Genomic DNA, 23,813 nt, shown 5'->3' with positions numbered 1-23,813 from the left:
CACACCCGCGCCGGCAGTGAGGGGCTCGCTGAGTCTTGCCGGGCCCGCCTTCGCCGTCAACCATCCGCCCCGCCCCCTCCCGTACAATCCGGCTCATGGACCTCTACCGCGGCACCATCTCCAAGCGCGACCGGCGCGCCTTCCTCCCGCAGCCCATCCCCGAAGAATCCCTCCGGCGCATCCTCCAGGCCGGCCGCATGACCCCCTCCTCCAAGAACGCCGAGCCGAACCGCTTCATCGTCGTCCGCTCGCCCGAAGGCAAACCGGCCCTTGCCGACCTCAGCCCCATGGCCCGCTGGCTCGCCGATGCAGCGGTCGTCATCGTCATCGCCCAGGTCAACGAACACCCCTTCGATGCCGGCCGCTGCGCCCAGAACATGATGCTCGCCGCCTGGAACGACGGCATCGGCTCCTGCCCGGCCCACCTGCCCGAAGAGCGCGTCCGCGAACTCCTCGGCATCCCGCCCGGGGTCTTCATCAATCGCGTTATCGGCTTCGGCTACCTCGACCCCGAGCGCGCTGGCCCGCCGCCGGCCGTCGCCCGCAAGCGCAAGCCCCTCGAAGAGCTCGTCCACGAAGAACGCTGGTAGGCCGCCCGCCTCGCGCAAATGAAAACTGGCGCCCTCGGCAGGACTCGAACCCACAACCTGCTGATCCGAAGTCAGCTGCTCTATCCGATTGAGCTACGAGGGCGCACCGCACACGCCGGACACCCGGCCACCCTCATCTTACCCGCTCGCCCACCCTCGCGCCCCGCCGCCCGGCTATCATCGATCCCGTGAACCCCGCCGAATCCGCCGCTCCCACCCCCTACCACCAGCTCGGCGGCGCCCCGACCGTCTGGCGCATCGTCGAAGCCTTCTACCGCCGCGTCGAGACCGACGACATCCTCCGCCCCCTCTACCCCGAAGACCTCGAACCCGGCAGGCAAAAGCTCGCCTGGTTCTTCGAGCAGTGGCTCGGCGGCCCCACCTCGTACAGCGACCGCTACGGCCACCCGCGCCTCCGCCGCCGGCACTTCCCCTTCGTCATCGACGAGCGCGCCGCCGGCCGCTGGCTCCGCCTCATGCGCGAAGCCTGGACCGAGGCCGGCGTCCCCCGCGAACTCCAGGACCCCATCTTCGAGCGCCTCGCCGTCCTCGCCCGCCACATGATCAACGCCCACGACGACGTCCCCCGCGAGCCGCTCGGCGACGTCTACCTCGACTGACGCGCCGCGCTGCCGGCGGTAGAATCCGCCGGCGATGGAAGCATCCCCCTCCCTTCCCCTCGATGGCGTCCGCGTCCTCGAAATCGGCGGCGGCATCTCCGCAGCCTTCGCCGCCCGCTGGCTCGCCGGCTTCGGCGCCGATGTCGTCCGTGTCGAGCCCGACGTCGAATCCCTCTCGCCCGACGAAGCCGTCTACCTCCTCCCCGGCAAGCGCCGCGTCCGCGCCGACGCCGCCGAACTTGCCGCCCTCGCCCGTGCCGCCGACATCATCATCGAGGACGGCCCGCCCGGCGCCCTCGCTGCCCGCGGGCTCGACCCCGCCGCCCTCCGCGCCGAGCGCCCCGCCCTCGTCGTCGTCTCCATCACCCCCTTCGGCCAGGACGGCCCATACGCGGCCTGCCCCGCCACCAACATCACCGCGTTCGCCATGGGCGGCATCATGTCCCTCACCGGGATGCACCAGCGCGAGCCCCTCGTCACCGGCGGCAGCCAGGCCCTCTACCTCGGCGGGCTCGATGCCGCCGGCGCCGCCGTCACGGCGTACTTCGGCGCCCTCGTCCACGGCGAAGGCGACTGGGTCGATATCTCGCTCCAGGAATGCATGGCCGGCATGCTCGAGCTCTACGGCCCCCGCGGCGCCTACGAAGGCGCCGTCTCCATCCGCTCCGGCAACCACGTCCGCGCCCTCTGGGGCCTCTACCCCTGCGCTGACGGCTACGCCGGCGTCTGCGCCCTCGAGCGCCAGGTGCCCGCCCTCTTCTCCCTCCTCGGCGACCCCGAACTCGACGAACCCCGCTTCCGCGACCCGCTCGAACGCCCCAACCACGACGACGAACTCCAGGCAAAGCTCTACGCCTGGTTCGGCGAACGCACGAAAGCCGAACTCCTCGAACTCGGCGTCCGCCACCGCGTTCCCATCGGCGCCGTCGTCACCCCGCTCGAACTCCTCGACAACCCCGCGCTTCTGGAACGCGGCTTCTTCGATACCGTCGATACCCCCGCCGGCCAGGCGCGCATCCCCGGCAGGCCCTTCCTCGGCCTTGGCTGGCGTCCCGGCGCCCTCGCCGACCCCGTTCCGGCCGCCCAGATCCTCCCCCGGTGGAGCCCCCGTCCATGAAGCGCCTCCCGCTCGAAGGCATCCGCGTCGCCGACCTCACCATGATGTGGGCCGGCCCCTACGCCACCCGCATCCTCGCCGAAATGGGCGCCGAGGTCATCAAGATCGAATCACCCCGGGCCTGGGACAACATCCGCACCCTCATCCCCCTGCCCGGTGTCGACGAGCCCTGGAACGCGTCCTACTACTTCAACGACTACAACCGCGACAAGAAGTCCCTTACCCTCGACCTCGCTCACCCGCTCGGCCGGGAAACCTTCCTCCGCCTCGTCCCCCACTGCGACGTCGTCATCGAGAACTACCGCGCCGACGTCCTCGATAACCTCCGGCTCGGCTACGATGTCCTCCGCCAGGCCCGGCCCGACATCATCCTCGTCTCGATGGCCGGCTACGGGAAGACCGGCGCCGAGCGCAGCCACGTCGGCTTCGGCCCGATTATCGAGCAGATGAGCGGCCTCGCCTCGATGACCGGCTACGGCGACGACGGCGTCCCCTTCAAAACCGGCATCTCCTACGGCGACCCCGTTGCCGGCAAGGCCGCCGCCGCAGCCGTCGCCCTCGCCCTCATCGCCCGCCGCCGCACCGGCCGCGGCGCCTGCATCGACCTCGCCCAGCGCGAGGTCCTCTCCTCGCTCATCGGCGAGGCGTTCGTCGCCGCCTCGCTCCGCGGCGAACGGCCCGTCCACCGCGGCAACCGCGACCCGCGCTGGTTCGCCCAGGGCGTCTACCGCTGCGCTGGCGAAGAGCAGTGGCTCGCCGTGACCTTCCGCACCCGCGGCGAATGGGAGCGCGCCGCCGCCCTCCTCGGCATCGACCCCGCCCTCCCCGGCGGCCCCGCCGACCACGACCTCATCGACGCCCGCCTGAGCGCCGCCCTCGCCGACCGCGACCCCCAGGACGTGTTCGAACTGCTCGCCGGCGCCGGCATCCCCGCAGGCCGCGTCCTCGACACCGTCACCATCCACGAGGACCCCCACCTGGCTGCCCGCCGCTACTGGGTCGAACTCCCCCACCCCCGGATGCACCCGTGGAAGCAGCCGCGCACCGCCTGGCGCCTGCGCGAAGCCGACCCCTGGCCGCGCCGCCACGCCCCGCTCTTCGGCGAACACAACGACGAAATCCTGCGAGGCCTCCTCGGCCTCTCCGCCGAACAGGTCGAAGAACTGCGCCGCGAGGGCGTCATCGGCAACGCCCCCGTCAACCCCGGCGTCGGCTGACTACACCTCGACCCACAGCTCCTCGAGCCCGCGGAAGCCCGGCACCCGCTTCCACTTCAGCTCCTGCTGCGCCAGCCGCATCTTCGGGAACCGTTCGAGCAGCACCCGCACCCCGATCTGCGCCTCCAGCCGGGCCAGCGGCGCGCCGAGGCAGTACCGCCGCCCGCCGCCGAAGGCCACATGGTCGATGTCCTCGCGGGTCACGTCGAACTTGTGCGGGTCCCTGTGCAGCCGGGGGTCGTAGTTCGCACCGCCCAGCGCCACCGTGATTGAGTCGCCCTTCTGCATCGGGCACCCCGCAATCACCCGGTCGTCCGGCACGATCCGCCCGCTGAACGTCACCGGCCCTTCGTACCGCAGCATCTCCTCCACCGCGTTCTCGATGAGCTCCGGCCGCTCCCGCAGCAGCTGCGCCTGGTCCGGGTGCTGCAGCAGGTTCTTCATCCCGTTCCCGAGCAGGTCCGTGGTCGTCACATTCCCGGCCGCCAGCAGCAGCCCGATCATCGAGAGCACCTCCTCGTCGTTGAGGAAATCCCCGTTATCCTCGGCCCGTAGCATCGCCGTGATCAGGTCGTCCCGCGGCTCGGCCCGCCGCTCCGCGATCACCCGCCGCAGGTACGCCTGCAGCTCCTCCCCTGCCCGCATCGCGCGCTGCCGCACCTCTTCGCTCGCGAATGGATCGAACCCGGCCGCCACGCTGTCGTCGGTCCACCGCTTGAAGTTCGCCTGGTCCTTCGGGTCCACCCCCAGCATCTCGGCGATCACGATCGTCGGGTACGGCTGGCAGAACGCGGCCATCAGGTCGAACCGCTCCTGCCCCTCCACCCGGTCGCACAGCTCGTGCGCAATCTCCTCGATCCGCGGCCGCATCCGCTCGATCGCCCGCGGCGTAAACGCCTTCGATACCAGCCCCCGCAGCCGCGTGTGCGCCGGCGGGTCCTGGAACAGCATGCTCGGCTCCCGGTCCTCCCCCAGCAGCCGCTGACGGAACATCGCGTTGAACGACTTCTCGTTCGCCTTCCGCGGGTCCACCAGGAGGTCGCGGTCGTTCAAAATCGCGTGCACATCCTCGAACCGGGCCACCAGCCACCGGCCGAACTGTTCGTCCCAGATCACCCGGCCCGCTTCACGCACCCGGTCCAGCAGGCTGAACGGGTCTCGCTGGTACTCCGGGTTGAGCGGCGTCAGCTGGATGCCCAGCGGAACCTCGTTCGTTGCGGTCTCGGTCATGGCGCTGTCCCTCCATCCACTGCTTCGCCGCATGCTAACAAAACCGAACCCGGTTCGAAAGTGCCCGCTCGTCGGCCGCGGCCCGCTTCCTGTCCGGGCCCCTTACCGCCCGCCCGCCCGCCGCGCCCTACACTCCAGCCGTGCCCCCGCTCCTCCTCTTCGATATCGACCTCACCCTCATCGCCACCAGCGGCGCCGGCCGGACCGCCCTCGACCGCGCCTTCGAACAGGTCATCGCCGTCCCTGCCGCCACCGAAGGCGTCCGTTTCGACGGCCGAACCGACCGCGCCATCATCACCGAGGTGCTCGAACGCCACGGGCACCCCGCTGCCCGCTTCGCCGAGGTCCGCGACGCCTATCTCGCCCACCTCCCTGCCGCGCTCGCCGAAAAGGGCGGGCAGGTCCTGCCCGGCGTCAAACCCCTGCTCGATGCCCTCCAGCGGGAACTCCCCGGCATCGGCCTCGCCACCGGCAACCTCCGCGAAGGCGCCCGCCGGAAGCTCGGCCACTTCGGCCTCTGGGACTGCTTCGCCGCCGGCGGCTTCGGCGACGACCACGCCGACCGCAGCCGCATCGTCGCCGCCGCCATCGACGCGCTCGCCGCAGCCGTCGGCGTCCCCGCCGACCCGGCCAGCGCAGTCGTCATCGGCGATACCCCGCTCGACGTCGCCGCTGCCCTTGCCGCCGGCGCCCGCGCCGTCGGCGTCGCCACCGGCCGCTACACCGAGGCCGAGCTCCGCGCCGCCGGCGCCGGGCACGTCCTCCCCGGCTTCACCGACCTCGACCGCGCCCTCGCCGTCCTCCTCGGCGGCTGACCCCGCCCTCGACACCCCGCTCCCGGCCCGCCCACAATCCCCCCATGGCCCTCCGCCTCGGCCTGGTCGGCGCCGGCTTCATCGCCGGCGTCTACGCCCACGCAGCGGCCCGCGTCCCCGCCGTCCAGCTCACCGCCGTCGCCTCGCCTCGCTCCGCCGCTGAGTTCGCCCGCCGCTGGGGCATCCCCCATGCCTTCGACGACTGGCGCCGCCTGCTGGCCGAGGCGCCGATCGACGCCGTCGCTATCGCCGCCCCCAACGACCTCCACGCACCCGTCGCCATCGCCGCCGCAGCTGCCGGGAAGCACGTCCTCTGCGAGAAACCGCTCGCCCACGGTCTGCCCGCCGCGCGCGACATGGTCGACGCCTGCGATCGCGCCGGCGTCCTCCTCGCCTGCGCCGAAAACCTCCTCTTCGCCCCCATGTACGAACGCGCCGCCGCCCTCGTCCGCCGCGGCGAGCTCGGGCAGCCGTACCTCGTCCGCCAGGTCCAGGCCCACGCCGGCCCCTACGCCGACTGGTTCTGGCAGATCGACCGCACCGGCGGCGGCGCGCTCATCGACATGGGCGCCCATGGCATCGCTGTCGTCTGCCGGGTCTTGGACGCCTGGCCCGGGTCAATCTCCGCGGTCCTCGGGCGTTTCCGCCACGCCGCCCGCACACCGGCCGACGACCACGCCGTCGTTCACCTCCGCTTCCCCGGCGGCGCCCTCGCAACCGTCGAGGCGTCCTGGGCCACTCCCGGCGGCGCCGACCTCCTCGAAGTCGTCGGCCCGCGCGGCCGCCTTGTCGCCAACCTCGACCGCGGCCCCGCCATCGACCTCTACCGCGAACCCGGCCCCGGCCCTGCGGCCGGCCCCTCCGGCTGGCACCACGTCATGTACGAAGAGGCCTGGCAGTTCGGCTTCCCGCAGGAGCTCGAAAACTTCGCCGATGCCGTCGCCGGCCGCGCAGCGCCCCGATTCACCGGCCGCGATGCCCTCCGCGTCCTCGAAATCATCTGCGCCGCCTACGAATCAGCCCGGACCGGCTGCCCGGTCGCTCTCCCGTTCGCCAGCAGCGCCCCCCGAGCCATCGACCACTGGCTCGGCGCCCCCGCCACCTGACGGCATCCGCCTGCTCCCGTACCCTGTCCACGCATGAGCCGGCTTGCTGCCCTCTTCGCCACCCCCGCCCGCCAGGCCCTCGCCTGGACGGCCCTCGGCATCCTCGGCGTCATCTTCGCCGCCATCGGCGCATGGCTCCTCATCCGCGGCGGCGGCGACGCCCCGCCCGCCGCGCCGGGCGTTGTCGTCACCCCGACCCCCACGTCGGCCGCCTCGCCCTCACCCACCGCCACACCGACCCCATCGCCCTCCCCGACGGCCGCGCCGGCCACGCCGACCCCGACCGCAACGGCGACCCCCCGCCCCGCCGTGGGCGGCCCCGGCTCCGGGGGCGGCTCCACGGGCGGCCAGTCCGGTTCAGCCCCTGCGCAGACGCCGACGCCCACGCCCCCGCCCGCAGCGGCCCGCCCCTACTGCCCGCCCGGGGCCCTCGGTCCCGGCACCCTGCCCACGGCCCGCGTCGCCGGGGCGCTTACCCGCGGCGGCGTTCCCGTCCCGGCCGGCACCCTCGAAGTCTTCGTCACTTTCGACGGCGTGCCCGGCCCGTCCCGCCTCAACGTCGACGGCGGCTACGGCATCGACTTCTACTCCGGCGGCGAATCCTGCGCGAACCGCGTCGGCGCGGTCATCGGCGTCCTCGTCGAAGGCCGCTACTTCCCCTCCGGCTACACCATCGGCAGCCAGCCCGAGCTCGTCGTCATCAACGTCGACCTCCCCTGAAGTGCCCCGGCCCTCGCCTCTCCCCGCGCCGCAGGCCTGCTATACTCCCGCAATCGTTCGGGACTGGCGAAACGCCGGCCGCTCGCGCAGCTCACCCTCGAGGAGGCCCCTGCCATGAAGTTCCACTGGTTCCATCTGATGCCCTGGCCCTACCTGCCGGACGACTTCCAGCAGAAGCACCGCTCCGTCTGGGTCGACGTCGACTACAGCCTCTTCGACGAAGAAAAGGCCAACCACGTCTACCACGAGTACCTCGACGAACTCGAATTCGCCGAGAAGGTCGGCTTCGACGGCATCTGCGTCAACGAGCACCACTCCAACGCCTACGGCCTCATGCCGAGCCCGAACATCATGGCGGCCACCCTCACCCGCAGGACCAACCGCGCCGCCATCGTCGTCATGGGCAACTCAATCGCCCTCTACAACCCGCCGCTCCGCGTCGCCGAAGAGTTCGCCATGCTCGATATCCTCTCCGGCGGCCGCCTCGTCGCCGGCTTCCCGGTCGGCACCAGCATGGACACCAACTTCGCCTACGGCGTCCCCGGGGCCCAGCTCCGCGAGCGGTACTACGAGGCGCACGACCTCATCATGCAGGCCTGGCACAACGAGGGCGTCAGCCACTTCAACGGCAAGTACACCCAGATCCGCTACATGAACCCCTGGCCGCGCCCCCTCCAGAAGCCGAACCCGCCCATCTGGATCCCCGGCGGCGGCTCCATCGAAACTTGGGAGTGGTGCGCTGATATGGGCTACCTCTACTCCTACCTCTCCTACTCCGGCTACAAGCGCGCCCAGACCATCATGGACGGCTTCTGGGCCCGCATGCGCGACAAGGGCGTCGAGCCGAACCCCTACCACGCCGGCTTCGCCCAGGTCGTCTGCGTCGCCGATAACGCCGCCGAGGCCAAAGAGCTCTACTGGCCCCACATCGACTATTTCTACAACCGCTGCCTCCACGTCTTCCCCGGCTTCGCCGACGCCCCCGGCTACCGCACCCTCCGCACCGTCAAGGCCGGCATCAAATCCCAGTTCGAACAGGCCCAGCAGAACGCCAAGGCCCGCCTGAGCTGGGAAGGCCTCGTCGAACAGGGCTACGTCATCGCCGGCGGCCCCGACTACGTCACCGAAAAACTCAACGAACTCGCCGACAACCTCCGCGTCGGCCACCTCATGCTCCTCCTCCAGATGGGCTCCATGCCCCGCGACGTCGCCATCTACAACACCCAGATGTTCGCGGAGAAGGTCATGCCCAACCTCCGTGACAAGTTCAACGAGTTCGAGGACCGCTGGTACCCGAAGCCGCTCCCGCCCGAGCGCCGCGCCGTCCCCAAAGACGAACCCGTCCGCCCGCTCCGCTCTCCCCTCACCGCCGGCGTTGGCGGCGCCTGAACCGGCTTCCCTGCCTGCATCGCACGGGCCCGGGGCAGACGCCCCGGGCCCGTGCTGTGTCACCCGCTGCCGGCTGGCGCACCCTGGCCCTTCACCCCGGACGGCGGGAAAATTTCTCCGGGAACCTATTGATACGAAATCTCACTAGTGGTACAGTAGGGCTGCCGAACCCCTCGGCGTGGCTGGGGCCCCGGCCGGTGTTCCTCCTTCCGCCGGCCGGGGCCGTTCCATTCCTGCCGCAGCGTCAGCCCTGCTGCAGCTCCGGGTACAGGCTGCTCGAGGCCTTCATGAACCGCAGCAGCATCCGCATCTCAGCCACTCGCCGGCCCCCGGCATCGTCGAGCCCCGTCTCGAACCACAGGTACTCCGTCTTGGGGCTCTGCCCCACGGCGATCACCTCGCCCGTGCACGTGTACGTCTCGCCGACCAGTGCCGGGCCGTTCACATTCCGGACCTCGATCGCCCCGAACAGCCCCACCGCCCCGAATCCGCCCCGCACCTGCGCCAGGCTCTTCGCGTACAGCATCTGCACCAGCGGAGCGATCAGCACCGGCGGCGCACCCCACGGCGACCCCTCGCCCCGGTACCAGTCCATCGGCTCCGTCGTCACTGCCAGCCGCCGTTCCTGCTCCGCCGGGTCGCACCGGACGTCCACCGGCGCGAACCGGTGCCCCTTCTGCACCCCCGCAAGGATGCGCAGCTCCCCCGGCTCGAACCGCTCAAGCGGCCGCGCCTGCAGCGCCGTCGGTACGCCCGGGTCGCCGACTGACGCCGTGCCCTGCGCCACCTGCATCCCGTCGTCGCGCAGCACCCACGCCTCCACCTGCGCATCCGCCGCACCGGCCGGCGGCTCCTGGATGAACGCCCGCACGGCCTCCCGGTCCGTCGTTGCATTCAGGAAGTAGAGCGAGAGCGTCCCGCGTTCGAACCACCGCCTGCCCCACGCCGCCCGCAGCAGCGGCGGAAACAGCTCCATGTGGATCGACCCCGCCACCGTCCCCCCGCGGAACCCCAGCCGCGTCGCGGTCGCATCGTCGTGAATCGACCCCTTCGCGTCCCGTGAGGTGTTGACCGGCTGCCGCAGCGGCCCGGCCAGCGCCCCGTCCTCCCTCGTGACCGTGAACTCCTCGCGAATCGTCATCGCGCGCCTCCGAAAACTGGATGCGCGCAGACTACGCCGTCCGAACCGCGTTCGCCAGCGAACCCTCACCCGCCGATGTGCGACATCTCCACCTTCGGCAGGCCCGCCGTCGCCTCCGTGCGCTCCTCCGAATACCGATCGCTCCGCCCGCGCCAGACCGACGCAACGAACGCCTCCACCTCCGCATCGCTCGCCCCCGAGCGGAGCAGCCCGCGCAGGTCGTGCCCCTTCGCTCCGAACAGGCAGGTGTACAGCTGGCCCTCCGGCGAAAGCCGCAGCCGCGTGCAGTCGCCGCAGAACGGCTGCGAAATCGAGGTGATCACGCCGATCTCGCCCGCCCCGTCGACGTACCGCCACCGCTGCGCGACCTCGCCGCGGTAGTTCGCTTCCGCCGGCTCCAGCGGAAACTCCCGGCCGATCATCTCCACGATCTCCCGCCCCGTCACCACGTGGTCCAGCCGCCAGCCGTTGGTCGTCCCCACGTCCATGAACTCGATAAACCGCACGATGATGCCGGTCCCCCGGAAGTGGCGCGCAAGGTCGACCACCGTGTGGTCGTTGAGCCCCCGCTTCACCACGGCATTCACCTTGATCGGCCACAGGCCGGCCTCGCGCGCCGCTGCAATCCCGTCCAGCACCGTCGCGACCCCGACCCCGGCATCGTTCATCGCCCGGAACACTGCGTCGTCGAGCGAGTCGAGCGAAACGGTCACCCGCTGCAGCCCGGCTGCCGCCAGCCGCTTCGCCTGCGCCCGAAGCAGGCTCCCGTTCGTCGTCAGCGTCAGGTCGCGCACCCCGGGAATCGCCCGGATCGCCCCGATCAGCCGGTCGAGGTCCCGCCGCACGAGCGGTTCCCCGCCGGTGATGCGGACCTTCTCCACCCCCAGCCCAACGAGGACCCGCGTCACCCGCGCGATCTCCTCGTAGGTCAGCAGTTCGTCGCGCTCCAGGAACTGGTAGTCCGGCCCGAACACCTCCCGCGGCATGCAGTACACGCAGCGGAAGTTGCACCGGTCCGTCACCGAAATCCGCAGGTCGCGCAGGGGCCGGTCAAGGCGGTCGTTGAGTGTCATCGCCCGATAGCGTAGCGCACCCGGCTCCGTCGTGCTCAAACCGGCATAACGCTCAGCTTTGCGTCGCCGCCGTCGAACCCTGCGCCGTGCCCTCGCTCCCCGCGCCCGCGTCGGTGTACTTCAGCAGCGCCTCGTCGTACTTCCGGATCCGCTCCGCCAGCTGCTCCCGCATGCTCGCCATCTTCGCCATCTTCTGGTCGATCAGCTGAATCTGGTGGAGCGTCACCTCCCGCGCCCGGCGCAGCTTCTCCGCCTTCTCGGCCGCATCCGCATCCGCCCGCCAGCCCGCCCGGATCTGCAGCCGCACATCCTCCGCGTCCAGCATCTCCTTAATCTCGGCCAGCGAGAAGCCCAGCAGCTCCTTCAGCTGCCGAATCCGCTCGATCCGCTCCATATCCTCCGGCGAGTAGAGCCGGAACCCGCCTTCCATCCGGGTCGGCGGCGCCAGCAGCCCCTTCTCTTCGTAGTACCGCAGCGTCCGCTGCGTCAGCTTCGCACGCTCGGCTGCCTCGCCGATCTGGAGAAACCGTTCCTGGCTGGTCGAATCAGTCATGAGCCTCCCCAGTCTAGCAACATTAACGCGAACGTCAAGGTACAGGATTCCACTCCCCGCCCGCCATCGCCCGCACCCGGTTCGTGTGCCAGCGCGCGCTCCGCAGCATCAGCTCCGCGAGCGTGCTCCACGCCGGCCCTCCATGCGCATGGTACCAGTCCCCCAGCGCCCGAAGATGAACGTCTGCCATCCGTACGTGCGCCATCGCCTCCGCGTGGTCCCCCTGGAACACCGTGTCCCATCCAATCACCCGCTCCGCCAGGTGCATCCCCGCCGCGACAGTCGGCGCGAGCTCCTCCACCGCCTCGAGCCCCGCCCCGTCGACCGCGATCGGCAGGGCCTGGACCGCCGCCGCGAACTCCGCCAGCGCCCGCCCTGCCCGGCCTGCCAGCTCCCGCAGCTCCTCAAACGGGTCGTCGTTGTAGTCGAGCACGTCGCCCAGCCTCATCGGCTCCAGGTTTCCCCGCTCAAGCAGCTGAAGGCACGCCGTCTCCAGCCTCCGGTACGCCTCCGCGAACGCCGCCGCATGCTCCCCAAAGTTCGCCCGGCAGAACGTCGTCAGCGCCTCCTCTGCGTCCCCGTCGCCTTCCCACGCGCACCGCGCGAACCACCACGCGTGCCAGTTTGGTCCCCACCACGGCCGCGGCGAAACCGCGAGGTCCAGCAGCCCGCCGATGCCCAGCTCGCGATACGCTGCGGCGTCGCGCGGCAGCACCCCAAGGTGCGGCGGCGCCATCCACTTGAACAGGATGCCGTCGCTGTAGTACTCGAAGGCGCGCACCCGCTCCGGCCCGCCGAACCACGCAATCAGTCCCCGCAGCTCCATCGAGTGGCGGAGGTTCCGCCGGCAGGTCTCGTCATCAAGCGCGTGCGCATAACACCGGTTCCTCGGAGCCCAGAGGGCATCGACGTTCGCCCGCGGCTCCACCTGCGTTGGCGGCGTAATCGTGTCGTGGTACGCCAGGTGCGCAATCCGTGCCCCTGGCGCAACCTCCGCCAGCACCTCGGCCACCAGGTTCGTCGCCAGCAGCGCCTGGTCCGACGGCGTGAGCTCCGCGCATCCGTCGCACTCGCACCACCCGCCCCAGCGCAGGTCGTCCGCCCACAGGTGGTAGACGTCGCAGCCCGCAAACCGCGCGAAGAACCGCCGTGCCCCCTCCTGCAACGCCTGCCGGGCCCCCGCGTTCGAAACGCACAGGTTGAAGTCCTCCGTCCGTTCGCCGCCCCGCTCCGGGAACCACTCCGGGTGCTCCTCGAACGCCGCCCGCGGAATGAGCGTCGAAAGGTGGTGCCCGCCGAACTCCAGCTGCAGCCCCAGCCGGCGCGCCTCCGCCGCAATCGCCGGTCCTTCCCGGTCCCACAGGTCGAAGAGCCGCCCCACCCGCACATCCAGCAGCCGGTCCCACGTGCTCGGCGGCGTGTCGTGCAGGAAGACGGTATTCAGCCCGTTCCGGCTCGCGAACGCGAACCACTCGCGCCACTGTTCGTGCAGCCCGTCGCACCCGAGCACCAGCCCGCGCTCCCTGAACGCCCCGCGGAACGCCCGGCGCCCAAAGGGGAACCGCCCTTCCGCAGGTCCCGCCGCCTCCCGCCCCGGACCTGGCGCGAGCAGCCCAAGCTCCCGCCGCAGCCACGCCGCGCCGTCGAGGAGGTCCCGGAGGGTCGCTCCGGCGATGACCAGTCGCTCCGGCCCGGCCTCGACGATAAACCCCGGCGACCCGGCCTCGCGCTCCAGCCGGAACAATATGGCCCCGTCGCGCTCCCCGGGCGGCGCCGGGGGCTGACCCGCTCCCGCTGCCGGCTGCCCCGTCCGGAACTCCGCAGCTGCGAGGACCGCCGGCTCGCCGCCCTCGGACTCCACGCGCCACCGGCGCACCGTCGCCGCGTCGATGTTCATGCCGCGCATTCTCGCCCGGGCCGGGCCCGTGCACCAGCCGGGCTGCGCCCCCTACGACGCCCGTTCCTGCGCCTTCGCGGCCAGCTCCTCCACCACCTGCCGCACGAACGCCCGCTGCGCCGGCAGCAGCTCCACGAACTGCAGCCGCAGCAGCACCTCCTCGCCCAGCTCCTCGGCGCCGACCACCGCACAGAGCAGTTCGCTGCTGAACGCCCCGGCCCACACCCGTACCTGCACCTGCCGGCCGCCCGGGCGCGCCGGAACCCGCACCGCCATCCCGCCCATCGAAATATCGACCATCCGCCCATCCTGCCGCGAGCTGCCCAGCACCGACCGCACCTCCACCCGGTACTCCGCCCGGTAGCGCGGGTACTGCCGCCGGTACACCGGCTGCCACGGCCCCAGCGACCGGAACGCCACCGCCCGCTCCGTATGCCCAATGTACGCGGCCGGCTGCGTCATTCGCCGCGAGCCGTCCAGCGCCACGAGCACGTACTGCGCCCCGGCATCCCACGCCGGCATCGGGCCCTCGATGCGCACGGCCAGCCCGCCTTCGCGCACAGCAGCCACCTCGCCCGGCCACTGGGCCGGCGTACCCGACCGAAGCACCACCGTCACCGGCGTCCCTGGGACCGGAAACTGCGCCATCTCATACCGGTTATCGGCAACGATTCACCCCTTCCACACTGCGATGCTCCGCCTCGGGTACGATCTCCCCATGCCCGTGCCCCTGCTCGCCCCGATGCTGACGGACGACATCCCCGAGGTCATCGCCGTCGAACGGGAGGCCTACACCGCCGGCTGGCCCGCCACCGCCTTCGAGCGCGAGCTCACCGCGAACGCCATGGCCCGCTACCTCGTCGTCCGCGAGGACTCCGCCGCACCGTCCCCCATCGTCGCTTTCGGCGGCCTCTGGCTGATGGTCGACCAGGCCCACATCGTCACCGTCGCCGTCATTCCGGAGGCCCGGCGCCGCGGCTACGGCCGCCTCGTCCTCCACGGACTCATCGAACTCGCCCACGCCGCCGGCATGGACTCCGTCACGCTCGAAGTCCGCGTCTCGAACGAAGCCGCCCGCGCGCTCTACCGCCGCTACGGCTTCTACGAAGTCGGGGTCCGCAAGCGCTATTACGCCGACAACCGCGAAGACGCCATCATCATGACCACCGAGGCGCTCGCCTCGCCCGCCTATCAGCAGCGCCTCGAACGCCTCCGCGCCGAACTGGCCGAACGGTTCCCCGGGGGCTACATCGCTCGCCACCTCGAGGCCGTCCGCACCGCCTGACGCCGCCAGTACGCCCCCGGGAGCCCCGCCCTGTGACAACCATCTACTACACAGCCGCCAGCCTCGACGGCTTCATCGCCGACGCGGACAACGCGCTCGATTGGCTCTTTCAGTTCAATCTGGCTGAGCCGCCTGACTGGGCTGCCTTCATCGACCGCATCGGCGCCCTCGCCATGGGCGCCACCACCTGCAGCTGGCTGCTCAACCACGAGCTCCTGCCGCCCGGCGGCGACCCCAAACCGTGGCCCTACGACCAGCCCGCCTGGGTCTTCTCCCACCGCGCCTGGCCGGCCCCCGCCGGCGCCGATATCCGCTTCGTCCAGGGCGACGTCCGCCCGGTTCACGCCGAAATGGCACGCGCAGCCGGCGGCCGCGACATCTGGCTCGTCGGCGGCGGCGACCTCGTCGGCCAGTTCTGGGATGCCGGCCTGCTCGATGAAATCGTCGCCGATGTCGCCCCCGTCACCCTCGGTGCGGGCGCGCCGCTCCTCCCCCGCCGCATCGCATCGCCCCCGCTCCGCCTCGCCGGCGTGCGCGAACACTCCGCCGGGTTCGTCCAGCTCCGCTACACCGTCGAACGCGCCTAGCGCTCCCCCGCTGCCGGAGGCCCGTGCCTCAGCCTGCCGCCGCGTCCAGCTCTCGCACCAGCTCCTGCAGCACCCGCTCCGCCCGCTCCAGCCGCGCGAGGATCCCCCACGGCCCGTGGATGTTCAGCGTCATGTTCTCTGCCTGCCCGCGAACGCCCGGCAGCCGGCCCCGCTTGCCCGCCGCCTCCTCGTACCGCCGCAGCTCGGGCGAACCCTCGCCGTAAATCGCGGTCAGGATCTCTACCGTGCGGTCGTCCCAGAGGTCGTAATCGAACGGGTTCGGCCCGCTCCCCCGCAGCCGCCCGATCTTCTCGATCTGCCGCTGGATCCGTTCCTTCGCCCGCGCGGGGTTCGCCACACTCGTCATAGGCGCGAGTGTACCCCCTCCCGCGTCACCGGCAACCGCTCAGGCCGCCTGCTGCGCGCCCTGCAGCTCAAACGCAAGGTCCCCCAGCCGCACCAGCGCCACCAGCACCTCTGCCCTGCCGCCCGGTGCGAGCCGCAGCGCGCCCTCGAGCGCCTCTGCCAGCCGCGCTTCCGCGTCGCCGCCGTAGAACGCGCCCGGCCGCACCACCCCAAGGCTTGCGCTCGCAAATACCCGCCCCGCGCCATCCCGGCACGCCAGCGCCAGCGCCACGTGGTCCACCCCGAACGGCCGCCGCATCGTTGCCATCTCCTCCCGCGCCCACGCCGCCACCCGCCCGGCGAGGTCCGCACCCACTCCGGGGCCCTCGACCGTCCACGTGCGCTCCGAAACGCCGACCCCGTCGCGGATGAGCTGCGCCACCCGCCGGCGTGTTCCCCAGCGTCGCCATCGTCCCAGCATCACCCCGATCGTCGGCACCCCCGTCCGTCCGCCGCCCCGGCCCACGCAACCTGTCACGCCACCGTCACTCGCCAGCCCCTCCCGCGCCCCCTACAATCACATCTCGTGGACAACGACTTCAGCGTTGACCTCGATGACATCCTCGCGACCCTCCGGTCGCACGATATCGTCATCGCCCGCTTCGTGACCGTCCACCGCCGCCTCCTCTTCGACTTCCGCTCCACGCCCCTCGACCCGCCCCTCGTCGCTGCCGTCGACCCCCTCCCCTCGATCGAGGCCCGCTACCGCCATCTCCGCGAACTCCGCCCCCGGCTCGGCGACCCGCCCAAGCTCGTCACCGTCTTCTGGCCGCGGTTCGTCGCCTCCCTCGCCGATACCCCCGCATGGCAGGCCGTCCGCGGCCGCCTCTCCGCTTCCGGCCACCCGGGGGCCGTCGAATCCGCCGACGCTGCCCTCGCCGGGCTCGTCGACCTCGAACGCGCCGCCCAGCGCGAAGCCATCCTCGGCGGGCGCGCCTTCCGCACCATCTGGAGCGCCTCCCCTTCGCCACGCTGATGCGCGTCGACCGCAAAACCTTCCGCCGCCTCGTCCGCGAGGCCGTCGCCTCCCTCCCGCCTGAACTCCTCGCCCGCGTCCACAACGTCGATATCGTCATCGAACCGCGCCCAACCGCCCGCGACCGCAGGCTCGCCGGCATCGGCCCCAACGACCTCCTCCTCGGCCTCTATCACGGCATCCCCCTCACCCACCGCGGCGAGAACTACAACCTCGTCGCCCCCGACAAGATCTCCATCTACCACGAGCACATCGAGGCCATCTGCAATTCCGAAGACGAGGTTCGCGAACAGGTCCGCAAAACCGTCCTCCACGAACTCGGCCACTACTTCGGCATCGACGACGACCGCCTCGAAGAGCTCGGCATGGGCTGACAACGCCCGTCCGCGCGGCAAAGGCTCCGGAAACCCGCGCATTGACCCTCCCCGCAACGCCCGCGTAGCTTGAAGAGCGTGACAGGCCGCGTCGAGCGCTCACCCTACCCGCCCGCGCGCGCCGTCGCCCGGCCCACTCGAGCGGCGCGCCCACTCCTCTCCCCCTCCCAGCGCCTCCTCTTTGTGCTGGCGCTCTTCACCTTTGCGCTCGCCTCCTTCTATTCCAGCCTCGCCCTCCTCGCCCGCGTCACCCCCGCGCTCTTCCCCGGCCGCTCGCTCACCGAACTCGGCATCATCCGCCCGCTCGCCAGCCTCAACACACCGCTCGTCGCGATCACCGACCCCGGCAAGGAGAGCGTCCTCCGCAAGCGCATCAACCTCCTCGTCCTCGGCGTCGATAAGCGCCCCGGCTTCCAGTTCGAAGACAACCCCAACAGCGGCTACCTCACCGACACCATCATGGTCGCCACCATCGACCCGGTCGCAAAAACGTCCGCCGTCCTCAGCTTCCCCCGCGACCTCTGGATCGACGTCGCCAACCCGAAAGCCCCCGAGAGCCAGCGCCGCATCAACCAGTCCTTCGGCGATGGCGTCCGCGCCACCGGCACCATCCGCGGCGGCGTCGAAGAGCTGAAAGCCGACCTCAAACTCAACTTCGGCATCGAAATCGACCACTACGTCATTCTCGACTTCGAAGGCGTCGAACTCCTCGTCGATGCTCTCGGCGGTGTCGACGTCGATATCCCGCCCGACCTCGCTGTCCCCGCCTGGTTTTACAGCAACGACGATATTCATGGCGTCTGGGTCGAATTCCCGCCCGGCCTCAACCACCTCGACGGCTACCACGCCGTCGCCTTCGGCCGCCACCGCGAATACGACTCCGACCTGAAGCGCGTCAAGCGCCAGCAGCTCGTCCTCCAGGCTGCCCTCAACAAGGCCTTCCAGCTCGATATCCTGCGCGACCCCGCCGGCCTCTGGAACGCCTACGCCTCGACCGTCAAAACCGATATCCCCTACGCAAAGTTCCCCGGCTACCTCGACCTCCTCCGCTCCACCAACGGCCGCCTCAAAACCTACTCCCTCGGCGACCCGGTGAACGACGTCCCGACCGTCACCGGCTTCACCACGGCCGGCGGCGCCGCCGTCCTCGCCTGGAACCCCGAAAACGTCCAGTACTGGCTCAGCCAGGTCTTCACCAAGGCTGCCTATAGCGAAAGCAACGTCGAAATCCAGAATGGCTACGGCCCCGAGGGTGCCGCCCGCGCCGCCGCGCTTGGCCGCTACCTCGCCTACGTCAAGGGCCTCCCTACCGTCTACTACGGCCCCGATGCCCCCCAGCAGCCCCATACCACCATCACGCTCTACCACGTCGACCGGCGCGTCCTCGCCGAGGACATCGCAAAGTGGCTCGGCATCTCCCCTTCCGAAATCATCGTCGTCCCCTCCACCGACACCGCCCTGCCCGACGTCGTCGTTACCATCGGCCGCGATTTCAAGGTCCCCGGGACCTGACGCCCGCTCCCGGCGCCCTACTCCGCAGCCCGCGGCGGCTCGAACGCGTCGTCCAGCGCCCGCCGTGCCAGCTGCTCCAGCGCCCGGTCCTCCAGCGGCGGATTGTGCAGCGGCGCCCGCACATCCCGGAAGTACCGCTCCAGCGGCCGCGACCGCTGCAGGCTGACCCCGCCGACCACCCGCATCGCCAGCTCGACTGCCTCGATGCACGCGTTCAGCGTCTCCACCTTGGCCACCGCAACCCGGTCGATGGGCGGCATCCCTTCGGCCGTCTTCGCCGTCCAGGCCCGTTCCGCGTCGGTCATCAGCGCGCGGCTTCGCTGGAGCAGCAGGTCGATCCGCGCCACCTTGCTCCGCACGCCCGGCAGCTCCCGGATCGGCCGCAGCCCGCTCGGTGTCCGCTCCCGCGCGAACGCCACGCAGTAGTCCCGCGCCGCCGAGGCCACCCCGATCGTCACCGCGCACAGCCCCAGCGCGAACCACGCCATGCCCGCCCCGGCCCGCGGGTCGGGCGAGCCCGCCTCCCGTTCGTTCAGCAGCCGGTCCGCCGGGAGCCGCACTCCCTCCAGCACCACGTCGTGGCTCCCTGTCGACCGCATCCCCAGCGCATCCCACGTCTCCACGATGCGCAGCCCCGGCTCGCCCCGGCAGACGAGGAAGTTGCCGATCCGGGGCCGCTCGCCGCTGCGCCCGTCCTCAATTCGTGCCAGCACGATGAAGTGGTGCAGCACCGGCGCCAGCGTCGTAAACGTTTTCCGCCCCTCCAGCACCCAGCAGTCCCCTTCCCGCCGCGCCACCGTATCCGGGATGCCGCCGCCCGATGGGCTCCCCAGCCCCTCCTCCGTCGCGACCGTGTTCACCAGCTCCCCTCGCTGCACCGCCCCTTCGCACAGGTGCGCGAACCACCGCTCCGGGTAGCTCGGCGCCTCCCGCTCCTGCCCGAACGTCTTCAGGTGCATCATGAACGCCAGCGCCGTTGAACCGTCCGCCCGCGCCAGCGCCTCCAGCACCCCCAGGTAGACCGCCAGCGGCGCCTCTACCCCGCCGTACCGTCGCGGAACCGTCAGCCCGTAGAACCCGGCCTCCCGCAGCTCAGCAAAGTTCTCAAACGGGAACGAACCTTCCCGGTCGTGCACGGGCGCGCGTTCCGCGAATCGCTCCGCAAGCACGCGCGCCCGTTCGACCCAGTCCGCCGTCATACCTGGCAGTCTACCCGGTTTGGCCGGCTCCGGCCGTCAGCGGTCGGCTGCCCGCGGCCCCGGCGGGTTCCCCCTCGGATGCCGGCGGCCCTTCCACATGCAGGTTCGGGAGGATCCGGTCGAGCCACCGCGGCATCCACCAGTTCCACCGTCCCAGCAGCTCCATCGTCGAAGGCACCAGCAGGATGCGCACGATCGTGGCGTCCACGAGAATCGCCGTCGCCAGCCCGATGCCGAACTCCTTGATCACCCGTTCCGGCCCCAGCACGAACGCAAGGAAGACCGTCACCATGATCGCGGCAGCCGCCGTAATCACCCGCGCCGTTGCCGTCAGCCCGTTCGCGACCGCCAGCCCGGTATCGCCCGTCTTCAGGTACTCCTCCCGGATCCGGCTGATCAGGAACACCTCATAGTCCATCGAAAGCCCGAACAGGATGGCGAACATCATCATCGGCAGGAACACCTCCACCGGGCCCGTGCCGACCCCGATCAGCTCGCCGCCCCAGCCCCACTGGAACACCGCCACTACCACGCCGTACGCCGCGCCGATCGACAGCAGGTTCATGATCGCCGCCTTCAGCGCCACGACCACCGACCGGAACATCGCCGTCAGCAGGATGAAGCTGAGCCCGATGACGCCGATGAACAGGTACGGCATCCGCTGCGAAATTCGGTCGCTCGCGTCGATCTGCCCGGCCGTCACTCCGGTCACGTAGAACCGGTCGCCGTTCGTCCCCGCCCGCTGCAGTACGTCGTTCCGCAGCCGGTGCACCAGCTCCGTCGTCGCGTGGTCCTGCGGCTTCGTTGTCGGAATGACCGTGATCACCGCCGTATCGCCCTGCGGGTTCAGCAGCGGCTGGGTCACGTTCGCCACGCCCGGCGTCGCCCGAAGCAGCTCCACCGCCCGCTCGAGGCCGCCGTTCCCGTTGCGCGTATCCGCCACAATCAGGAGCGGCCCGTTCGTGCCCGGCCCGAATCCCTTCGCGATCAGGTCATACGCCTTCCGCGAATGCGAACTCGGCGAGCGGTTGCCCGCGTCGGTGAATCCGAGCTGCATATCGAGCAGCGGCAGCGCCAGCACCACCAGCAGCCCGCCCGCGAGCAGCGCAAACGGCCACGGCCGCGCCTGGATCGCCCGGCTCAGCCGGTACCACGGGCTCCGCGGGTCCACCCCCTCCGACTGGTGGAAGAACGGCACCCGCAGCGAATCGACCCGCCTGCCGAACACCGCCAGCAGCGCAGGCGTCAGCGACAGCGCAATCGCCACCGCCACCAGCACCACCACCGCGCCCGCAGTGGCCAGCGTCGCCACGAACGGCAGGCCCATCACGAACAGTCCGAGGAACGCGATTGCGACTACGACCCCCGCGAACATCACCGACCGGCCCGATGTCGTGACGGCCTCCACCACGGCGTCCTCCACCCGCTTCCCGGCATGGATCGCCTCCCGGAACCGCGTGACGACCAGCAGCGAGTAGTCAATCCCGACGCCGATGCCGATCATCGCCGCAAACTGCGACGAGAAGCTCGGGAAGCCGACCCACCGGGCCGCGATGGTGATCAGCGCAAGCCCGGTGCCGAGCCCGAAGAGCGCCGCCCCGATCGGCACGCCCATCGCCACCACCGAACCGAAGGCGATGAGCAGGATGAACACGGCGGCGATCAGCCCGTAAATCTCCGAGCCGAACTCCGCCTGTTCGTTGAACTGGATGACCCGGCCGCCCGGCTCCACCGTAAAGCCCGGCCGCGCAGCCTCCTCCGTCAGCCGGATGAGCTGCATCGCCGTCTCGTGCGGCACTTTGTCCGCATCGAACGTGAACCGCACCACCGCGCGCGCAATCGTGCCGTCCGGCGAAATGTAGCCCGGCCGCTCGAACGGCGATTCAATCGCCGCAACGTCCGGGATTTCAGCCTGGATGCGGGCCAGCACCTCCTCGATCTGCGGCCGCGCACCGTCGATGCCCGTCGGCACCTCGAAGACGATCTCAGCCTCGCCGCCCGCCTGCGCCGGGAACCGCTCCTTCAGCAGGTCGTTCGCCCGCTGCGATTCCGACCCCGGCAGCCTGAACTCGGTCTGGAACTCGCCCCCGAAGGCCCGCGCTGCCGCGGCGCCCGCGACGAGAATCACCAGCCATGCTGCCAGCACCAGCCACTTCCGGCGGTGCACGAACCGCGCCCAACGCTCCATCACGGTCACGTCACGTGCTTCCTGTCGTGCCATCGCGCAAACTCCTGTTGCAGTGCCCGCAGGTGTCCCGCGGGACAGGATCCAGTGTGAAGCGGAACTCCGGTTCCGATCAACACCCGGATCATGTATCGTTGGTATCGAACATGGCAGCATCAGAACCCCGCTCCGAACGCGCCGACGCCCGCCTCAACCGCGAGCGCATCATCGAAGCCGCCCGCAGCCTCTTCCTCGAACACGGCACCGCCGTCGAAATGCGCCACCTCGCCGAGCGCGCCGGCGTCGGCGTCGGCACCATCTACCGCAACTTCCCCGCCAAGTCCGACCTCATCGCCGCCGTTGCCGCCGCCGTCCTCGACGAAACCGACGCCGAGCTCGAGGCCGTTTTCGCCATCGACGACCCGGTCGAGCTGGTCCGGCGCCACATCGCCACCCTCCTCCGCACCTTCTCCACCACCGCACCGCTCGCAATGGAGATGATGGCCGCCCCTACCTTCGAAACCATGCGCGGCCGCGTCCTCGCGTGGCTCACCGACCCGCGCCTCGACGCCGCCATCCAGCGCGGCATCCGCTGCGGCTGCTTCCGCGCCGACCTCGATATCCCCGCGGCCCGCCTCTTCATCGCCGGCGCCGCCGACCCGCTCGTCGTCATGGCCGCCTGCCCCCCGCTTACCCCGGCCCGGCTCGAAGCCCGCCTCGCCGAACTGGTGCTCCGCGCCCTCCTCGCCCCTGGTCAGCCCCTCCCGGCCGACCTCGCGCCCGCAGGCCAGAAAGGGACTTAACCGGCCCCCTATCCGCCGGCGCTATAATCCGGCCAATCACCCCGGGGCATCCTCCACCCCCGTGCCCCGGCCCTCCGGAGTCGGCCCGTGGAAGACCCAAGGATTGTCGCTGAGCGGATTATCGCCAACGTCGAGAAGGTCATCGTTGGCAAATCCCGCGAAATCCGCCTCGCCGTCACCGCTCTCATCTGCGGCGGCCACATGCTCATCGAAGACGTCCCCGGCGTCGGCAAAACCATGCTCGCCCGCGCCATCGCCGTCTCCACCGGCTGCTCCTTCCGCCGCATCCAGTTCACCCCCGACCTCCTCCCCTCCGACGTCACCGGCGTCTCCAGCTACAACCAGAAGACCGGCGACTTCGAGTTCCGCCCCGGCCCCATCCTCGCCCAGGTCGTCCTCGCCGACGAAGTCAACCGCGCCACGCCGAAGACCCAGTCCGCGCTCCTCGAAGCCATGGAGGAGCGCCAGGTCACCGTCGACGGCGTCACCTACCGCATGCCGCAGCCGTTCATGGTCCTCGCAACCCAGAACCCCATCGAGTACGAAGGCACCTTCCCCCTCCCCGAGGCCCAGCTCGACCGCTTCCTCATCCGCATGTTCCTCGGCTACCCCTCCCCCACCGACGAGGTCCTCGTCCTCGATAACCAGCAGACCCGCCACCCCATCGAAACCCTCCAGCAGGTCACCGACGCCAACGAAATCCTCCAGCTCCAGCGCGCCGTCCGCGAAATCTACGTCGACCCGCTCATCAAGCAGTACATCGTCCAGCTCGCCAACGCCACCCGCGAGCACGAAGCCGTCTACCTCGGCGCCAGCCCCCGCGGCTCGCTCGCGCTCTTCCGCACCGCACAGGCCAAAGCCCTCCTCGAAGGCCGCGACTTCGTTATCCCTGACGACGTCAAAGACCTCGCCGTCTTCACCCTCGCCCACCGCGTCATCGTTAGCCCCGGCGCCAAGGTCAAAGGCGTCACCCAGGCCGACGTCATCGCCCAGTGCCTCCAGCGCGTCCCCGTCCCCGGGGCCCGCGCCCGCGCCTGACC

The 23,813-nt window shown here is 70.7% G+C and carries 25 protein-coding genes and 1 tRNA gene; 15 read left to right on the top strand and 11 right to left on the bottom strand.

Going from position 1 to position 23,813, the window contains the following annotated elements; all coding sequences use genetic code 11:
- The first annotated feature begins 95 nt into the window (after positions 1-95).
- Entirely contained in the window at positions 96-590 is a 495-nt protein-coding gene (locus Tbon_RS03150) for a nitroreductase family protein (RefSeq protein ID WP_158066260.1), read from the top strand.
- A gap of 26 nt (positions 591-616) precedes the next feature.
- Here Tbon_RS03150 and Tbon_RS03145 read toward each other — a convergent pair.
- Positions 617-693 (bottom strand) — tRNA-Arg (locus tag Tbon_RS03145).
- Positions 694-778: 85 nt separating this feature from the next.
- Here Tbon_RS03145 and Tbon_RS03140 point away from each other — a divergent pair.
- The 3 genes from Tbon_RS03140 to Tbon_RS03130 are packed head-to-tail and all read left to right on the top strand — an operon-like array spanning position 779 to position 3,544.
- Complete coding sequence (locus Tbon_RS03140) at positions 779-1,210, top strand: globin domain-containing protein (protein WP_192498107.1); 432 nt, start codon at positions 779-781, stop codon at positions 1,208-1,210.
- A 34-nt stretch (positions 1,211-1,244) separates the two neighbouring features.
- A complete protein-coding gene (locus Tbon_RS03135; RefSeq protein WP_158066258.1) occupies positions 1,245-2,327 on the top strand; it encodes a CaiB/BaiF CoA transferase family protein in 1,083 nt (360 codons plus the stop codon).
- The gene (locus Tbon_RS03130) at positions 2,324-3,544 is read left to right on the top strand and encodes a CaiB/BaiF CoA transferase family protein (RefSeq protein WP_158066257.1); all 1,221 of its coding nucleotides are present in this window, start codon (positions 2,324-2,326) and stop codon (positions 3,542-3,544) included. The genes Tbon_RS03135 and Tbon_RS03130 overlap by 4 nt, the downstream gene beginning before the upstream one ends.
- On the opposite strand, the gene Tbon_RS03125 is transcribed toward Tbon_RS03130, so the two are convergent.
- Entirely contained in the window at positions 3,545-4,774 is a 1,230-nt protein-coding gene (locus tag Tbon_RS03125; protein ID WP_192498106.1) for a cytochrome P450, read from the bottom strand. It lies immediately after the preceding gene.
- 140 nt (positions 4,775-4,914) lie between these two features.
- Between Tbon_RS03125 and Tbon_RS03120 the strand changes: the two genes are divergently transcribed.
- The 4 genes from Tbon_RS03120 (at position 4,915) to Tbon_RS03105 (ending at position 8,804) form a co-directional block, all read left to right on the top strand.
- Complete coding sequence (locus tag Tbon_RS03120) at positions 4,915-5,589, top strand: HAD family hydrolase (protein WP_192498105.1); 675 nt, start codon at positions 4,915-4,917, stop codon at positions 5,587-5,589.
- Positions 5,590-5,633: 44 nt separating this feature from the next.
- Complete coding sequence (locus Tbon_RS03115; RefSeq protein WP_158066254.1) at positions 5,634-6,695, top strand: Gfo/Idh/MocA family protein; 1,062 nt, start codon at positions 5,634-5,636, stop codon at positions 6,693-6,695.
- A 33-nt stretch (positions 6,696-6,728) separates the two neighbouring features.
- On the top strand, positions 6,729-7,415 hold the full coding sequence (locus tag Tbon_RS03110; protein ID WP_158066253.1) for a hypothetical protein: 687 nt from the start codon (positions 6,729-6,731) through the stop codon (positions 7,413-7,415).
- Between the two features lie 114 nt (positions 7,416-7,529).
- On the top strand, positions 7,530-8,804 hold the full coding sequence (locus Tbon_RS03105) for an LLM class flavin-dependent oxidoreductase (RefSeq protein WP_158066252.1): 1,275 nt from the start codon (positions 7,530-7,532) through the stop codon (positions 8,802-8,804).
- Positions 8,805-9,048: 244 nt separating this feature from the next.
- On the opposite strand, the gene Tbon_RS03100 is transcribed toward Tbon_RS03105, so the two are convergent.
- From Tbon_RS03100 to Tbon_RS03080, 5 genes are all read right to left on the bottom strand, one after another.
- Positions 9,049-9,945 (bottom strand): hypothetical protein, encoded by an 897-nt coding sequence (locus Tbon_RS03100; protein ID WP_158066251.1) that lies wholly within the window; start codon positions 9,943-9,945, stop codon positions 9,049-9,051.
- A gap of 65 nt (positions 9,946-10,010) precedes the next feature.
- Positions 10,011-11,018, bottom strand: a complete 1,008-nt coding sequence (gene moaA / locus Tbon_RS03095; protein ID WP_158066250.1) for a GTP 3',8-cyclase MoaA — start codon at positions 11,016-11,018, stop codon at positions 10,011-10,013.
- A gap of 52 nt (positions 11,019-11,070) precedes the next feature.
- Complete coding sequence (locus Tbon_RS03090) at positions 11,071-11,571, bottom strand: MerR family transcriptional regulator (RefSeq protein ID WP_158066249.1); 501 nt, start codon at positions 11,569-11,571, stop codon at positions 11,071-11,073.
- A gap of 34 nt (positions 11,572-11,605) precedes the next feature.
- On the bottom strand, positions 11,606-13,468 hold the full coding sequence (locus tag Tbon_RS03085) for a DUF4838 domain-containing protein (RefSeq protein WP_192498104.1): 1,863 nt from the start codon (positions 13,466-13,468) through the stop codon (positions 11,606-11,608).
- Between the two features lie 51 nt (positions 13,469-13,519).
- Positions 13,520-14,116 (bottom strand): PilZ domain-containing protein, encoded by a 597-nt coding sequence (locus Tbon_RS03080; protein ID WP_158066247.1) that lies wholly within the window; start codon positions 14,114-14,116, stop codon positions 13,520-13,522.
- Between the two features lie 70 nt (positions 14,117-14,186).
- Between Tbon_RS03080 and rimI the strand changes: the two genes are divergently transcribed.
- A complete protein-coding gene (rimI, locus tag Tbon_RS03075; protein WP_192498103.1) occupies positions 14,187-14,753 on the top strand; it encodes a ribosomal protein S18-alanine N-acetyltransferase in 567 nt (188 codons plus the stop codon).
- Positions 14,754-14,785: 32 nt separating this feature from the next.
- Positions 14,786-15,340, top strand: a complete 555-nt coding sequence (locus Tbon_RS03070) for a dihydrofolate reductase family protein (protein ID WP_158066245.1) — start codon at positions 14,786-14,788, stop codon at positions 15,338-15,340.
- A 28-nt stretch (positions 15,341-15,368) separates the two neighbouring features.
- Here the strand turns inward: Tbon_RS03070 and Tbon_RS03065 are convergent, their stop codons facing one another.
- Both Tbon_RS03065 and Tbon_RS03060 read right to left on the bottom strand, forming a co-directional pair.
- Positions 15,369-15,707 carry a hypothetical protein gene (locus tag Tbon_RS03065; protein ID WP_098503447.1) on the bottom strand — a complete coding sequence of 113 codons (339 nt, stop codon included), beginning with the start codon at positions 15,705-15,707 and terminating at the stop codon, positions 15,369-15,371.
- 39 nt (positions 15,708-15,746) lie between these two features.
- A complete protein-coding gene (locus Tbon_RS03060; RefSeq protein WP_158066244.1) occupies positions 15,747-16,127 on the bottom strand; it encodes a hypothetical protein in 381 nt (126 codons plus the stop codon).
- A 144-nt stretch (positions 16,128-16,271) separates the two neighbouring features.
- Here Tbon_RS03060 and Tbon_RS03055 point away from each other — a divergent pair, with 144 nt between their 5' ends.
- The 3 genes from Tbon_RS03055 to Tbon_RS03045 all read left to right on the top strand — a co-directional run bounded on the left by Tbon_RS03055 (position 16,272) and on the right by Tbon_RS03045 (position 18,607).
- Positions 16,272-16,721 (top strand): hypothetical protein, encoded by a 450-nt coding sequence (locus Tbon_RS03055; RefSeq protein ID WP_158066243.1) that lies wholly within the window; start codon positions 16,272-16,274, stop codon positions 16,719-16,721.
- Positions 16,721-17,095, top strand: a complete 375-nt coding sequence (locus tag Tbon_RS03050) for a metallopeptidase family protein (protein ID WP_192498102.1) — start codon at positions 16,721-16,723, stop codon at positions 17,093-17,095. Before Tbon_RS03055 ends, Tbon_RS03050 begins: the two co-directional genes overlap by 1 nt.
- A gap of 78 nt (positions 17,096-17,173) precedes the next feature.
- A complete protein-coding gene (locus Tbon_RS03045; RefSeq protein WP_158066242.1) occupies positions 17,174-18,607 on the top strand; it encodes an LCP family protein in 1,434 nt (477 codons plus the stop codon).
- A gap of 17 nt (positions 18,608-18,624) precedes the next feature.
- On the opposite strand, the gene Tbon_RS03040 is transcribed toward Tbon_RS03045, so the two are convergent.
- Both Tbon_RS03040 and Tbon_RS03035 read right to left on the bottom strand, forming a co-directional pair.
- The gene (locus Tbon_RS03040; protein ID WP_158066241.1) at positions 18,625-19,806 is read right to left on the bottom strand and encodes an acyl-CoA dehydrogenase family protein; all 1,182 of its coding nucleotides are present in this window, start codon (positions 19,804-19,806) and stop codon (positions 18,625-18,627) included.
- 10 nt (positions 19,807-19,816) lie between these two features.
- Positions 19,817-22,027, bottom strand: coding sequence for an MMPL family transporter (locus tag Tbon_RS03035; RefSeq protein ID WP_192498101.1), 2,211 nt, complete (start codon positions 22,025-22,027; stop codon positions 19,817-19,819).
- Positions 22,028-22,137: 110 nt separating this feature from the next.
- Here Tbon_RS03035 and Tbon_RS03030 point away from each other — a divergent pair, with 110 nt between their 5' ends.
- Together Tbon_RS03030 and Tbon_RS03025 are read left to right on the top strand one after the other, a co-directional pair.
- Entirely contained in the window at positions 22,138-22,773 is a 636-nt protein-coding gene (locus Tbon_RS03030) for a TetR/AcrR family transcriptional regulator (RefSeq protein WP_192498100.1), read from the top strand.
- A gap of 87 nt (positions 22,774-22,860) precedes the next feature.
- Positions 22,861-23,811, top strand: coding sequence for an AAA family ATPase (locus Tbon_RS03025; RefSeq protein ID WP_158066238.1), 951 nt, complete (start codon positions 22,861-22,863; stop codon positions 23,809-23,811).
- Positions 23,812-23,813: the final 2 nt, after the last annotated feature.

This window comes from Tepidiforma bonchosmolovskayae, assembly GCF_008838325.1.
In the GTDB taxonomy this organism is placed as follows: domain Bacteria; phylum Chloroflexota; class Dehalococcoidia; order Tepidiformales; family Tepidiformaceae; genus Tepidiforma; species Tepidiforma bonchosmolovskayae.
The sequence above is the reverse complement of the archived record's forward strand: the minus strand, read 5'-3'. Positions and strand labels throughout refer to the sequence as shown.